Source organism: Janthinobacterium silvisoli (genome assembly GCF_014200725.1).
Taxonomy (GTDB): domain Bacteria; phylum Pseudomonadota; class Gammaproteobacteria; order Burkholderiales; family Burkholderiaceae_D; genus Janthinobacterium.
On sequence record NZ_JACHCL010000002.1, the window covers coordinates 1,235,649 to 1,249,019 of the forward strand.

The 13,371-nt window shown below is 53.8% G+C and carries 14 protein-coding genes; 5 read left to right on the forward strand and 9 right to left on the reverse strand.

Annotated features, from left to right (window positions below; translation table 11 throughout):
* Positions 1-69: 69 nt before the first annotated feature.
* Positions 70-378: a carboxypeptidase-like regulatory domain-containing protein gene (locus tag HDE75_RS15680; RefSeq protein ID WP_183676810.1), complete on the reverse strand. Its 309-nt coding sequence runs from the start codon at positions 376-378 to the stop codon at positions 70-72.
* A 131-nt stretch (positions 379-509) separates the two neighbouring features.
* On the reverse strand, positions 510-1,577 hold the full coding sequence (locus HDE75_RS15685; protein WP_183676809.1) for an alginate lyase family protein: 1,068 nt from the start codon (positions 1,575-1,577) through the stop codon (positions 510-512).
* A gap of 395 nt (positions 1,578-1,972) precedes the next feature.
* Between HDE75_RS15685 and HDE75_RS15690 the strand changes: the two genes are divergently transcribed.
* Together HDE75_RS15690 and HDE75_RS15695 are read left to right on the forward strand one after the other, a co-directional pair.
* The gene (locus tag HDE75_RS15690) at positions 1,973-3,253 is read left to right on the forward strand and encodes a glycosyltransferase (RefSeq protein ID WP_183676808.1); all 1,281 of its coding nucleotides are present in this window, start codon (positions 1,973-1,975) and stop codon (positions 3,251-3,253) included.
* Between the two features lie 272 nt (positions 3,254-3,525).
* Entirely contained in the window at positions 3,526-3,918 is a 393-nt protein-coding gene (locus HDE75_RS15695; RefSeq protein ID WP_183676807.1) for a tautomerase family protein, read from the forward strand.
* 54 nt (positions 3,919-3,972) lie between these two features.
* Here the strand turns inward: HDE75_RS15695 and HDE75_RS15700 are convergent, their stop codons facing one another.
* The 3 genes from HDE75_RS15700 to HDE75_RS15710 all read right to left on the reverse strand — a co-directional run bounded on the left by HDE75_RS15700 (position 3,973) and on the right by HDE75_RS15710 (position 6,849).
* The gene (locus HDE75_RS15700) at positions 3,973-5,106 is read right to left on the reverse strand and encodes a sensor histidine kinase (RefSeq protein WP_183676806.1); all 1,134 of its coding nucleotides are present in this window, start codon (positions 5,104-5,106) and stop codon (positions 3,973-3,975) included.
* A 280-nt stretch (positions 5,107-5,386) separates the two neighbouring features.
* A complete protein-coding gene (locus HDE75_RS27075) occupies positions 5,387-5,755 on the reverse strand; it encodes a hypothetical protein (RefSeq protein ID WP_465052541.1) in 369 nt (122 codons plus the stop codon).
* 38 nt (positions 5,756-5,793) lie between these two features.
* Entirely contained in the window at positions 5,794-6,849 is a 1,056-nt protein-coding gene (locus HDE75_RS15710) for an oxidoreductase (protein WP_183676805.1), read from the reverse strand.
* 131 nt (positions 6,850-6,980) lie between these two features.
* Between HDE75_RS15710 and HDE75_RS15715 the strand changes: the two genes are divergently transcribed.
* Complete coding sequence (locus HDE75_RS15715; protein WP_183676804.1) at positions 6,981-7,409, forward strand: RrF2 family transcriptional regulator; 429 nt, start codon at positions 6,981-6,983, stop codon at positions 7,407-7,409.
* Positions 7,410-7,500: 91 nt separating this feature from the next.
* Here HDE75_RS15715 and HDE75_RS15720 read toward each other — a convergent pair whose 3' ends face one another.
* On the reverse strand, positions 7,501-8,199 hold the full coding sequence (locus HDE75_RS15720) for a DUF1353 domain-containing protein (RefSeq protein ID WP_183676803.1): 699 nt from the start codon (positions 8,197-8,199) through the stop codon (positions 7,501-7,503).
* Between the two features lie 375 nt (positions 8,200-8,574).
* Here HDE75_RS15720 and HDE75_RS15725 point away from each other — a divergent pair, with 375 nt between their 5' ends.
* Entirely contained in the window at positions 8,575-9,021 is a 447-nt protein-coding gene (locus tag HDE75_RS15725; protein WP_221291869.1) for a hypothetical protein, read from the forward strand.
* A gap of 143 nt (positions 9,022-9,164) precedes the next feature.
* On the opposite strand, the gene HDE75_RS15730 is transcribed toward HDE75_RS15725, so the two are convergent.
* A complete protein-coding gene (locus HDE75_RS15730) occupies positions 9,165-9,779 on the reverse strand; it encodes a hypothetical protein (RefSeq protein WP_183676802.1) in 615 nt (204 codons plus the stop codon).
* Positions 9,780-10,071: 292 nt separating this feature from the next.
* Positions 10,072-10,311: a hypothetical protein gene (locus tag HDE75_RS15735; protein WP_183677975.1), complete on the reverse strand. Its 240-nt coding sequence runs from the start codon at positions 10,309-10,311 to the stop codon at positions 10,072-10,074.
* Between the two features lie 210 nt (positions 10,312-10,521).
* Between HDE75_RS15735 and HDE75_RS15740 the strand changes: the two genes are divergently transcribed.
* Positions 10,522-11,922 carry an aminotransferase-like domain-containing protein gene (locus tag HDE75_RS15740; protein ID WP_183676801.1) on the forward strand — a complete coding sequence of 467 codons (1,401 nt, stop codon included), beginning with the start codon at positions 10,522-10,524 and terminating at the stop codon, positions 11,920-11,922.
* 528 nt (positions 11,923-12,450) lie between these two features.
* Here HDE75_RS15740 and kwaB read toward each other — a convergent pair.
* Entirely contained in the window at positions 12,451-13,371 is a 921-nt protein-coding gene (gene kwaB, locus HDE75_RS15745; protein ID WP_183676800.1) for an anti-phage protein KwaB, read from the reverse strand.

Genomic DNA, 13,371 nt, shown 5'->3' on the forward strand with positions numbered 1-13,371 from the left:
CAATGATACGGTAGAGCTGATGTGGACCGGGGTGGCAATTCACCTCACTACTACCCCGGTCTGGCGTTTTCAGTGGCTTGCCTGGGCCTCAGCCTGTTGCTTGACCACCGTGGTGCGCCCGGCAATCACCGGCGCGCCGCTGCTGCGGCGCGGCAGACCCTGGTAGACCACCTGGTATTGGCCGGGGACCAGCTTGGCAGCCTCAAAATGACCTTCGCCATCGGCCACCGCACCGCTGATGGCGCCGGTTTTGTCATTGATGATGACAATTTGTTCCCTGGGTTTGGCCTGGCCTTCGATACGGCCAGTCTCTGCGGCGCTCGCCGTTTGGGCAGCCAGGGCAAAGCACAGCAAGCTACTGATTTTACGGAGTGCCATAAATAATCTGGAATGAGTGAGAAAACAAAAACATAGCATCGGCCTTGAACGGCGGCTAAACCCATGCGATGGATGGACATATTCGCCGATGGAACAGTGCATGCATGCGATGAATGGATGCACTGCATTGCTCACTGAAACAAGACCACCCACTCCAGGCCATTCATCCACAACTTGCCATTGGCAATCACTTGTCCGCCATCGGCATTCGGGAATTGACGCTGCAGCAAGGTGAAGTAAGCGGCGTTGTTTACGCCATTCAAGTGGCCGCCATTGCTTTGATAATAGGGAAACGTCTCGGGGTGCAAGGTCCAGGCGGCTGCTTTTCGGTACGCAGCCGACAACTTGTTGCCCTGTGGGCTATGCCAGACCGCCTGCCCCTGCAGGTCGAGGATACGCGCAGCAGCGGTGGTCGGCAGCAAGGTGTAATGGGTATAGCTGAGCCCATTGATGCCCTTGCGGTCGCCGCTGCAATAGGCGGTGCTGTCGCTGCGGCAAATTTCCAGCGGCAGCGATCCGTCCGCGGCGACTTCGCTATCCATCAGTTCCAGCCAACGGGTCCTGCTACTTGCCAGCAACGCAGCATCGCCGGTATAGGCCGCGATCGATGCATTGAGCAAGACGCCCCAGTTGGCGTGGTTGTTCTTGCGGTCGCTGTGCGATAGTGGCAGGGCGATGCGCGTAATCAGTCGCCGGAACGATGCATCATTCCAGCGGTTGGCATTGCGCACCATCGATGCAGCGATCACATAGGCGGGCAAGTCGAAATTGATGTCCGATGCGCCCTGTTCGGAGGGCACGGACTGCAAGGTATCGGCCCAGGCGGAAATGATGGCTTGCGCATGCTGCGCGTAGCGTGGGTCTTGCGACACGGCATAGCACAGCCCTGCACGGTAGGCGAGCTCGCCATCACTGGCAAAGCGCTTGCCCATCGCGTTTTCGACGACGCCCGTCTTGCTGTAATGCGCAGGCGGCGCAAACACGGCAACCGGCGCCGCTTGCGTATCGATCTCCTTGTCACAGCGCTGCATCAGCGCGGCCGTCCTGGCGGGCTCGCTGCGCAGCAAGCCGATGTCTGCATTGGTCAGCCAGATGTTGCTGGACGCCATGACTGCAGGTGCGGATATCAGCCCCGCTACCGTCAGGGCGAACAGGGCGCATCTGCGTGCGAGCCGGTGCAAAAGGTGGTTTGTTGCCATGGGTATGACTCCTGCGTTCAGATACGATGTCGCCATTAAACAACGTGGCAGATGACGATGACATTACAAGATATCCATGTAGCCAGAAACGAGCATTGGTGCGGGATACAAGCCCATTGACTGCCATTCAGACACGATTCCAACATTGGAAAAATATCAGATTGGAACCATTTAGCACGATTTTCATATAGTACCAACAATCAATTCCTCTCATTCACGCTGCGCCTGCATGACATGCCTGGCAGCGGACCGGTCAGCTGTAAAGAATACTGGCATATTCTTGCTTCAGTCCCTGGCTGCGTGACAGACCAAGCGCTGCATACGCCACGGCATTCAACAAACTCCCGTGACCATCCAACACCGCCCGCAAGCGGTCTTAGTAGAAGAGGAATAGCATGACCCAGGTAATTATTGGCGCCACCGACGCCCAAGGCCACACCTCGCCGATGCTGTTCATCGCGGCCGAACTGGTGCGCCGTGGCCACCAGGTGACGTTCATCACCGGCACACAATTCAAGGCGGCCGTGGAAAAGACCGGCGCCACTTTCGCCGGTTTCAGCGGCGCCGCCGAAATCGATAAAGCGCTGCTGGTCTCGCCTGAGCGCCTGGCGCTGCAAGGGTTGGAGCAAGTGAAATATGACTTGAAACACCTGGTGATCGATACCATCGCCGACCAGTACGCCACCCTGCAGCGGGTGCTGGCGCAATACGGCCACGACCAGGCCGTGGTCTTGACTGAATCAGGCTTTTACGGCGTGGCGCCGGCATTGCACGGCGCACCCGGCGTGCGCGCCAAAGGCTATATCGTGGTGGGCACCGTACCGCTGATGCTCAGCAGCATCGATACGGCGCCGGGTGGCATGGGCTTGCCGCCTGACAGCTCGCCGGAAGGACGGATCCGCAACGCGGCGCAAACCGCCTTTTTCAAGCAGACGCTGTTCGGCGACACGCAAGCACTGTATGCGCAAGAACTGGCACGCCTGGGCGCAACGGAAGCGGCCTCGTTCATCTTTGAAACCATGGCCGTGCACGCCGACAAATATCTGCAATTGTCAGTCGAGGAACTGAGCTATAAACGTTCGGACTTGCCTGCCCATATCGACTTTATCGGCGCCCTGCCCTCGCCGCCATCCGACGCCGCGCTGCCCGACTGGTGGCAAGATGTGCTCGACGCCGAACAGGTGGTGGTGGTCACGCAAGGCACCGTCGCCAACAGCGACTTCAGCCACCTGATCGCGCCGACGCTGGAGGCGCTGGCGGACCTGCCGGTGCTGGTGGTGGCAGCTACCGGCAGCACGACGGTGCCGGACCATGTCCCCGCCAATGCGCGGGTAGCCAAATTCGTGCCTTTCGTCGACTTGTTGCCGCATACCAGCATCCTGGTCAGCAATGGCGGTTATGCAGGCACCCAGCAAGCGCTGAGCTTTGGCGTGCCGATGGTATTGGCTGGCGAAACCGAAGACAAGATCGAAGGCAATGCGCGCACCGCCCACACAGGCGCCGCGATCAACCTGAAGACCCAGCGTCCGACGGTAGCCGCGATCCGGGAAGCCGTGCAGCAGATTCTGGCGACGACGAGCTACCGCCAGAACGCACAGCGGCTGCAGGCCGAATATGCCCAACTCGATCCATATGCCAGCATCGCCGACACCATCGTGCAATTTGACCGCAAGTAATCCGGCACGACGCCAGCCATACCATCGCTGACACCAATGGCGCGCATCGCGACGGTGCGCGCCCACAATAGGTGGGCTGATGGTGGGCTGATGCGTAACAAGCGTTAATCCTCATTATGGTCTTGGCGAACATCAGCTAGCCATCACATCTGGTTCAGACCACACTTTTACTTTATTGGGTAAGATATAAGCAAAGCATCCCTGACCATGCAGGTTTTCAGGGAAGCCGCAGACGTACTTCAGTCCCCACGTCACTCTTGAAAGGTCTTGCCATGCCATTAGTCAGGCTCAATATCAGCAAGGATGCCTCCTCGGAACAAGTCAGCGCTATCAGCGACGTCATCTACGACGCCTTGGTCAATATCGCCAATGTACCCGTGCACGACAAGTTCCAGATCATTACGCGCCATGCCGCCGATGAACTGGTGTACCCGCAGGCAGGCTATCTGGGCGTCGACTACACACCAGGCATCGTGTTTATCCAGATAACCTGGAATCTCGGCCGCACCATCGAAATCAAACGGGCCTTGTACAAGGCGATTGCAGAAGGCATTCATCTGAAGGCAGGGCTGCGCCTCCAGGACGTATGGATCAGCCTGGTTGAAGTGCCGCGCGAGAACTGGTCTTTCGGCAATGGGGATATGCAGTATGCGCCATTGCCCTGAGGATGCGGCCGTGCACCCTGTCAAGACTGCTCTGGCCGTAAGCCGCATACCGCGCTAGGCAGCAACAGATCTACGGGGCAAGGAAATGGTGAAAATGCAGCCCACTTCAGGAACATTGTGAACGCTGAGATTGCCACCGCTTGCCACCACACTTTGCTTTGCAATGGTGAGCCCCAGGCCGGCGCCAGTCCTGTTTTTTCCGCTCTGGGAAAATGGCAAGAACATGGACTGCTCGGCTCCCGGCGGCAAGCCACCGCAATGATCCGTCACGTCTATCCGTATCCGATCAGCAGAAGCGTAGGCACTGAGCACAACCTCAGTATCCGCCTGGGTAAATTTGAACGCATTTTGTAAAATGTTCGCCAATGCAGCGAGCAGCAATGGCCGATTGCCGGAAATCTGCAGATCGGTATCGACGGCTTGCACTTTGAACTTGCAGCCTGATTTTTCAGCTGACAACTCTGCCGACGCCTGCGCTTCTTCAATAAATGCAGACAAGGAAAAAGAGAGTAGTTCGCCCTCCCTGCGCCCTATTTCCTTGATGTCGTCCAGGGAGGTGTCGATCAACTTGCTTAGATTAAAAATACTTTTCTCAAGTATTGTTCCCGTCGCTCCCGACAAATTCAAGTTGCCGACTTTTGCCGCAGTAAATGCCAATGCCGTCGTACCAAGCAGATTGCGCAGTTCATGAACAAAGTACCCCAGGCGTTCATTATTGTCTTTTGCCAGCTTGGCCGCCGCAACGGAATCGCGCTGATAGCTGAATTCTGTCACCGCGTCCGCAATCGCATTGTCCAGGCAGCGGTTCAAGGTACGGAACTCATCGATTTGAAAAGGCGCATCGCGCTCGATGGCAAGGTCCGTGATTGCCTGGCAAAGATCGCCATAATCATGGACGACCTGGTCGACGGAAAATCCCAGCGCCAGCAGTTCCCGGCCATGTTCAGCGGCCGATATGCCCATTTCCGACAGCGCCAGGCCACCGCCCGCAGGGCCTGAGATACTGCGGCTTTCCATCGGGGTCGAGGTACGCTCGATTGCCAACGTCCTGATCAATTGATCCAGGAACATCGGCACGCCATTGCGTAGTTGCGCCTCGGAAGCGATACGCCCGGGGCGAAGGGCCACTTTTTCCCGGCAACGCACTGCTAAATCCGTGCGGTTATTAATCAAGAACTCGTACATCATGGTGTGATCCTATGGGCATCGGCTGATACCATCAGCCTGATGCTGGGGAAGCACCACAGCCCTGATTCATATTAGCACCCATTACAAAAAAGACATTTTCAGTTACAAATTGGGGTGTCTACGTCGTAAAGTGCCATGGCAAGCCAACACTTTCGTGGTCCCAAGATTTTCTGGATGAATCGAGAACAGAAGCGGATTCGATCACTGCCCCGCCAGAGTAGCGCCTTCGGTTTCCGCGACTTTATGGACGGCTGAACAAAGAATCCAGGCATAAGAAATGTTAGAAATGGATATCCCCGTTGTAATTTTTAAAGATGAGACCATCACCAGCCACATCGAGACCTTGCTGGATCTGGGCGAGCCTGTATAGATCGCTCAAAGCAAGAACGCAGCCCTTCAGGAGCACCCTGAATATGCCGGAGGTATTTGGGCCTTGGTCGAAATCGACCTTGATAAGATCGATAGCAAGCCTGAACGCATCAATATCAGCCTGCCGCGCTTTATCCTGAACAAGATTGACCGCTATGCTGATGCACGCCATGAAACGCGCAGCGGTTTTATATCGCACGCCACTGTGAAGCTCATTACGAGTGAATCCAAGCCTGTCGAGACGGCTGGCTGACAAGTGCGGGGCTATGCTGAACAGCATACGCCCCGCAGGATACCTCTCACCGTCCTGGCAATCTCCTAGACAGCGGCTACCGGATAATCCGTATAACCATGTTCCCCGGCGGAATAAAAGGTTGCCGGATCGACTGGATGCAGTGGCGCGCCCAGCGCAAATCTGCGTGGCAAGTCAGGGTTGGCGATAAAAGGACGGCCAAACGCGATCGCATCGACCTGCATATCCGCTAGCGCCGATGCAGCGCCTTCCCGGTCGAATTCTCCAGCGGCGATGATCTTGCCGCTGAAATGGCGCCGCAATTGACTCAAGGCGATACCATCGCCCGCGCCTTGCTGCCGGTCTTCCGGGCTGACCCGGGTCAAGTGAACATAGGACAGCGCGCGGCGGTCCAGTTCTTCCAGCAAGCGCCCGAAGGTGGCCAAACCATCCGGATCGGCCGCGCCATTGACGGGAGCGCTCGGCGACAAGCGGATACCCACCCTGCCCGGCCCCCACACCGCGATCGCCGCATCGACAATCTCCAAGGTCAACCGCAAACGGTTCTCGATCAGGCCGCCATACTGATCGCTGCGGGCATTGCTGCCGGGCCGTAGAAAACGGTCCAGCAAAAAGCCATTGCCGTTATGAATTTCAACGCCATCAAAACCACAGGCCTTCGCCGCTGCCGCCGCCGTCGCAAAGGCAGTGATCATGGCCTCGATATCTTGTAGGTCGAGGTCTTGCGGCGTCAAAGGCTTGCCCATGGCCCAGCCAAAAGGCAGCTTACCGTCCGTGTCAAAACGCGCCTTGCCGATGGTCGACAGTTGCGCCACGATACGCCCCTGCTCGCCATGCACTGCGGCCACCACCCTGGACCAGCCCTGCTGCTGTTCGGGCGTCCAGATCGCCGGCAAGGCGGGATAACCGTCGCCATATGGCGCCACCATGATCGATTCGCTGATGATCAGGCCGGCACTGGCGCGCTGCGCATAATAACGGGCCGTCAACTCACCTGGCGACAAATCCGCCCCCACGCGCAGGCGCGACATCGGCGCCATCACGATGCGGTTCGGCAGGCGCAGCGCGCCCAGTTCCAGCGGATCAAACAAGGCTTGCGACTTGCTGCTTGCTTCAGACATGGCTTCCCCTTAAAAGTATCAATAGAAAGTACATTATACTTTTAAATGAGACTTTCATTGATACAGTTATGACCGCAACCACTGGCCACCCCGAATACAGGTATCATCGCTGTTTTCAATAGGATAATGGCATGGTCGATCTCCGCTTTTCGAGCGCACTGCAAATCATGCTCAGCGTGGCGAATGCGGCACAGCTGGGGGTAGACATCGTCTCATCGGCCCAGCTGGCGGTCGGCCTGAACTCGAACCCCTCTTTCGTGCGCAAATTGCTGGTGCCATTGTCGCAGGCTGGATTGCTCAGCTCGATAAAAGGCAAGTTTGGCGGCGTGACACTGGGCAAGGCACCGGCACAGATTACCCTGGCCGACATCTACGTCGCCATCAACCCCACCAGAAAGTTATTCGCCAGCCGCGACGATATTCCCCACCGCTGCTTCGTCACCGCCAATATGGACCGCATTTTTGAAGATGTCAGCACACGCTCGCAGGCGGCGGTGCTGGGGGTGTTGGCAGAGCTGACCCTGGAGCGGTATTTACGGGAGTACGCGGTCAGGAGTTAGTTCAATGGATGCAAGCAAGGGCTTGTGTCTGATCGATGGCAGAGCCGCCCCCGATGTGCGGCTCTGATGATCCATGTAGCGTGCGGCGTTGTCAGTCGATCGCGGCAGTATCGTTGATGGCGACTTCGGCGCCATGCTGGAAGTAAAAATCGCCAGGCCGCAGCGATTCGGCGTAGGCATCGATTTCCTCTATCGAGATAGCCTCTGCATCGGCTTCCAGCAGGGCTGCCAAGGTAGCCATTGCCGGTGCAATGTCGGGGGCGGAATAGTCGGCCTTCCTGTACAAAAATCCAGGCACGCCGGCGACCGTCGTGACGTTATTAACCTTGTTGACGCAGTTTTGACCACATTCGATGCCAGGGATCAGCTGCGTCCATTTCGGGCCGCCCAGCATCACCGCCAGGTACATGGTTTTTGCCTTTGCCATGGAAACCCCTTGATCGATCAGTCCCTCGTAAAATACGTAGTGCGTCTGGCGCCAGGGCCGCACATGCCGGTCGCAATAGTGGTCGTGAATAATCGCCGCCTTGATAAAAGAAGGATCGAATGGCGCACCGATGATGGGCTGGAAGATGCCAGGTATCGACGCACCATCGGTCACCAGCCCAGCCTTGGCTTCCCATTCCACGTTACTGCCATCCTTGAAATGTAATTTATTCTTCAAGGTACATTGCCCGCTCGCTTCGCATCCGGCGGGCAAGAGTTCCAGATGGCCGGTAAACTGCGCAAACGAATACGCAGGAAGTGCGGAGATAATTACCAGGCACAGCATTCTTAAATAACGATGCATGATCGAATCCTAATAAAAGAGTGGCTAATGGAGCGAAAGCGGGAGCGAAGTCACCGCAGAATCTGTCGGTTCCCTCCTGTTCACAAGCGCACGGTAGAAATTTTCAGCGAGGATGCTGAATGGTTATCTTTGCATTCGCTACAATAGCTAAAATTTCCTTCTCGATTTACGTATATTGTCACTATTGATTTTTCGAGAGATGCGCTGTGTGCGCTGAAGTTATTCCACATGCGGCCAGCATGCATTAAGCGCAAGCGCAGAGCTTATTCCATTCGCTACCGCACTGGCGCCATCTGCCAGGACACGCTATCCGGGTCTATCATGGCGTGGGGCTGTGAATCAGCCAGTTATTTTTAAGGAAGAGCTTGTGACGGGATGTCAGAGCGGACCCTGGCTAGCAGAATTCAACGAGGAATTAAACGAAATAATGATCAAGTCAACAAGAAAAAGATCGAGATGATATCCGCAAGCGAGATTTTATCAAAAGTAAATGACGGTGTTTTTCTTGAGATTATTTTCAAGAAAAACACCGACTGGGATACGCAATTAGACTCAAGGTATTCTTTTGAGTTTGATAGCGCATGGAGCGTTAGCTATGAAAAAGTAACTTCATCTTGTCCGCCTGAAGACAGCACACTTAAGGAGATAAGAGAGACTACATTCAAAAATGTTTATTTAATGAGTAAAAACTCTGATCTTGCTGGCTATGTATCGGACGATATGGGGCTGATCGCGCAGGCATTCGAAAATAAAATTGATATCGACTTCATTAACAAACTTTGGAAAATCTATACGCAGGGAGAGTTTCCAATCCAGATTTAGGCTGAAACATATCAATAGTATGCTGTTCCAAATAAGTCATCTAAAAATACCACTGATCGCGTTTGATATCGTTCTGCTCCAAGACCATCTTGTGAACCATCATCGATAGCGTTCGCCGCCCACAAAAAGTTGGCCTCGGAGTGTTACTGAAACGCGTTGAAATCGGTCCAGACGGTCCGCCATGCGCCGTGCGGAAGTTTTGCTTGCATAGAAATTGAAAGTCTTCCCACGCCCAAACTGTCGCCTGGCTGCCACTGCTCGTTTTCCAAAGAAAGCGCACGCGCTCTGCCCACGTCTACATTTTTCATTTCATCTGTGTCATAGCCGATTTCCACGATAGGATGCAGCACTTTTCCAATAGCTGATAAATATAAAGTATTGACGTGGACATTGGGTTTATCAAAACGTTCGTAAAGCCTCACTGCAGCTGATTTGAAGCCCTTGGCAATTGCAATACTGATGGTCGTTGGACCATTGCACCCCAGAAGCGAGGCAAGCGCCCAATAGTCATGATCAGAAATGATCAGCCTGCCCAAACAGCGTTCTATCCATACCGATTCATCAGTTCTGAACTCTTTCCAGTAGGGATACAAAGAGTTTTGAAGGTAGCCAACCTCATGCAGCGCCCCGACCAGGTTAATTTGCCTATCCATGCAGTCGATATCTTCCAACAGATGGGTAGCGGCTGCAGCGACAGCATACTCACCTTTGCCCATGGATTTATCTTTAAGCTTTTTCAGTTTGGCATTAATAGTCATTATTCTCCTGACGCGGGCGATGCCCCGCTCCTTGTAGTTGCTGGTGTCTTTCGGAATTGCAAAGCGTACCAGCAAAATGCCAGTTGCGATGTCAGCAGCGCAATCTGACGTTCCACCCATGTTGGCGAAGCATCAGAGGCGATCTCATACAAGGGCTATGAAGCGCATCAATGTCATGCCTGATGGCTATGCTATCTGCCGAAGCGAGTCCTGTCCCACCTGCCGATGCTGCCCGAGCCGTATCGGCGAATGGCTGCCGCATCACGGCATATCGGCAGACCATTCTTGTCCATCATGAAAAGGCCACTTCCAGACCGAGCATCCTGACAAGGTCGTAGGTGACGAATCCCAGGCCCACGAGCAATAGCACGAAGATGGCGACCGCCTTGCCGGTCGCGCGCAGGACCTCGCGCCGCTCCTGCTGCCGCCCCTTCTTCCCTTGATCGTAATGCCACTTGATGGCGAAGAACATGCCCGTGCAGAGCACGAGCGCCTTGAATGTCACGAAGACTATAGGGATCCAGTCCATGATTTTGCGTATTTCCAGTTGATTACTTGACACTATCTATCGTGAGGAGCATTTCCTCAAAACGCTGCTTCAGCAGCGACATTTTTTGTTCCAGCCCCCTCCCCCTCCAGGCATCCTGTTTGCTTCTTTCATTATAGCCAGCCATGCAAGGAGGATGTTGCTGCAGGTTCTGAGGCATACTACTTGAAAACAATTTCCATACATTGAGACAAAATGTCCCAGTTAAAAACCATACAAGATGAAGATTTGCCACCCTGGCTGCCGCGCTTGGCGGCGAACAAAGGGCCACGTTTTTTGCAGATTGCCGATGCCTTGCAGGCGGCGGTGGCAGACGGATCCTTGACCCCGGGCGAGCGCCTGCCTCCGCAGCGCCAGCTGGCAGCCCAACTCGGCGTCGACCTGACGACGATCACGCGCGCCTACGACGAAGCCAGGCGCCGCAACTTGCTGGAGGGGCGCGGCGCCCGGGGCACGTATGTGGCGGCGCCGAAAGTCGAACTGAACGCCATCCTCGACCTGAGCATGAATACCCCGCCGCCGCCAGCTGGCGTGGACTTCGACGACATGCTGAAACAAGGTTTGTCCCAAGTATTGATGCGGGCCGACAATGAGTTGCTGATGACTTACCACCTGGGCGGCGGAAGCGACTCCGACCGCAAGGCTGGCGCCACATGGCTGGCGCCGATGTTTGGACCTCTCGATTCACAGCAGCTGCTTGTCTGTCCCGGTGCGCAAGCGGCAATCGCCGCCTTGATCCTTGCGCTGACCAAGCCTGGCGATGTCATCCTGGCAGAGCCCATGAGTTACCCAGGCTTGCGTACCGCAGCGGCCCAATTCGGCCGGCGCCTGATTGCAGTGGCAGCGGACCAGCACGGGATGCTGCCCGAGATGCTGGAGCAAGCCTGCCGCCAGCACCAGCCCGGGCTGGTCTATCTGAATCCAACATTGCAGAACCCAACCGCCATCACCATGCCGGAACGCCGGCGCAAGCAGCTCGCCAGCATCGCGCAGCGCTGCCATGTACGCATCGTCGAAGACGATCCCTACTGGCTGCTTGCCGACGTCCCGCCGCCACCGATAGCCACCTTTGCCCCGCAACAGGTGCTCTACATCTCCACCCTGTCGAAATGCCTGACACCAGGCTTGCGTATCGCCTTCGTGCTGATACGCGACCCGATCGAGCGCGAACGTTTCCTCGTCGCGCTACGCTCATTTGCGCTGATGGCCGGGCCCCTGACAGCCGCACTGGCCACGCAGTGGATACTCGACGGTTCGGCTGGCGGCTTGATGGAAGGCATACGCAAGGAAGCGCGCCTGCGCCACCGCATGGCCCGCGATATCCTGGCGGGGCGCTATAGCGGCTCCGGGGACGGCTTGCATGTATGGCTCGAATTGCCGGCGTACTGGAACTCATCCCAACTTGCCCACGCCGCCGCCAGCTACGGCATCGCCGTCACGCCAGCGGAGGCGTTTGCTACCGGCAGCGGCTACGTGAACGCGATTCGGATTTCTTTGGGGAGTATCAAGGACAGGGGGCGCTTGCGGGCGGGGTTGCAACGGGTGTCTGAGTTGCTGGCAAGGAGGCCGGAGGGGGTTGGGGGGGCGGTGGTTTGAGTGGTTAGGAAAGCCTAACTACCTCACATTGTCCCTTATTAGGATGTCCATGAAAACCGGACTAGCTCAAACTGACCCTCGCATCCGCGATTAGTGCTGGTTTCTACTACGCATAACGCATGAGTTCGTGTCTGAAAGGCAGAACTGGCCCTCGTATCGGCCCTCGTATCCCGCAGGGTGCGCAGGTCCCCTGCTCGCTTCCGACAGGCAATAAAAACGCCCTAAGGTAATTTCTTTATTTCCTGGCGGAAGCGGTGTAAGCCACATAACTAGGTTTTAGGCCATTTTAGCAATATAAATCCATAATCATACCTACTATGCTACCTACAATAGGAATCGCTCAGTTACACTATAACTCACGACTTGATAAGGCGAAACGTCTCAATTTTAGAGAATTAAACTCCAAAATCTTTGCTTTTAGGGAAGCGAGTACAACATAGAATTTTCTTATCCACATGAAAAAAATCCTTCAGGTCATAAATATTATTTTTTGCATCTTAAATTAGCTTTTTCAACTCAACCAAAAAATTATGCCATTTTATTTTTAGCCAAACTATCATAATCATTTTGAGTTAATGTTGATTTAAGATAATCATCATTTAGTAGTTTAATTAATTTCTTAACACTATCTTTTGATGTTAATTGAATGCGCGAATTTACAATATTAAATCCTAATATTGATTGATTCAATACTGCAAATTGCAAGATAGTAGCAGGAGGCAATGCTAAAACCTCACTTTTTGCAACTCGAAGAAAATCTTTCTGTGGCGCCAGTCCATTCAAGAGATACGACTTTACATCATCAACAATGTTGAGAGCGATGATAACATTAGAAGTTTTTCGTTGAATTTGTTTAGCAACAACATAAAATTTAAAAGATTTTTCAAACTTCTTAAACTCATTTATATAGAAATAATCATCAAATAAAATCAAATCAAATCCGCCAGAAATCTTCAACACATCGCTAGGCAAATATGTCAACCTATCTCCAGCCTTAAGAAGCATTATCTGATTCTGCTTAACATAAGAAACTGGATACATCTGCTTAAAAAATATCACTTTTGAAACTGCCGACGAAATCCTTATTGCAATAGTTTTCACATCAGAAATTTCATGATTTTTAAATGAAAAATCACCTACATTCTGGGCAACCAATAAATCTTCAAGAGGTTTAAAGTCAACTGGTTTATCTGGCAAATCATAGCCAAGCAATACGTCTGATCTAGCATCAATTTCTGAAAGGGGCAACGTACACAAAGCGTCATTCTTAAAGAATTTTCGCACACTTTCAACGTAACTTTCACAAATTCCATCGGTAGATTTTTGATCCAAATCTCCACGTAAATAAATTAACTCACCATTCTCCTCAACACCTAAAAAAACCTCGAAATTCATACCATCCACGAAAATTGCTTCTAATCCCGCACTCAAATTTTCAATGTTTTTCAC

What these genes read in the sequence shown, in the direction of transcription:
- HDE75_RS15730 (WP_183676802.1), bottom strand. Translation starts at nt 9,779, where the DNA reads ATGACTATTAATGCCAAACTGAAAAAGCTTAAAGATAAATCCATGGGC.
- HDE75_RS15720 (WP_183676803.1), bottom strand. Translation starts at nt 8,199, where the DNA reads ATGCATCGTTATTTAAGAATGCTGTGCCTGGTAATTATCTCCGCACTT.
- HDE75_RS15690 (WP_183676808.1), top strand. Translation starts at nt 1,973, where the DNA reads ATGACCCAGGTAATTATTGGCGCCACCGACGCCCAAGGCCACACCTCG.
- HDE75_RS15695 (WP_183676807.1), top strand. Translation starts at nt 3,526, where the DNA reads ATGCCATTAGTCAGGCTCAATATCAGCAAGGATGCCTCCTCGGAACAA.
- HDE75_RS15715 (WP_183676804.1), top strand. Translation starts at nt 6,981, where the DNA reads ATGGTCGATCTCCGCTTTTCGAGCGCACTGCAAATCATGCTCAGCGTG.
- HDE75_RS15680 (WP_183676810.1), bottom strand. Translation starts at nt 378, where the DNA reads ATGGCACTCCGTAAAATCAGTAGCTTGCTGTGCTTTGCCCTGGCTGCC.
- HDE75_RS15725 (WP_221291869.1), top strand. Translation starts at nt 8,575, where the DNA reads ATGTCAGAGCGGACCCTGGCTAGCAGAATTCAACGAGGAATTAAACGA.
- HDE75_RS15710 (WP_183676805.1), bottom strand. Translation starts at nt 6,849, where the DNA reads ATGTCTGAAGCAAGCAGCAAGTCGCAAGCCTTGTTTGATCCGCTGGAA.
- HDE75_RS15740 (WP_183676801.1), top strand. Translation starts at nt 10,522, where the DNA reads ATGTCCCAGTTAAAAACCATACAAGATGAAGATTTGCCACCCTGGCTG.
- HDE75_RS27075 (WP_465052541.1), bottom strand. Translation starts at nt 5,755, where the DNA reads ATGCTGTTCAGCATAGCCCCGCACTTGTCAGCCAGCCGTCTCGACAGG.
- HDE75_RS15685 (WP_183676809.1), bottom strand. Translation starts at nt 1,577, where the DNA reads ATGGCAACAAACCACCTTTTGCACCGGCTCGCACGCAGATGCGCCCTG.
- HDE75_RS15700 (WP_183676806.1), bottom strand. Translation starts at nt 5,106, where the DNA reads ATGATGTACGAGTTCTTGATTAATAACCGCACGGATTTAGCAGTGCGT.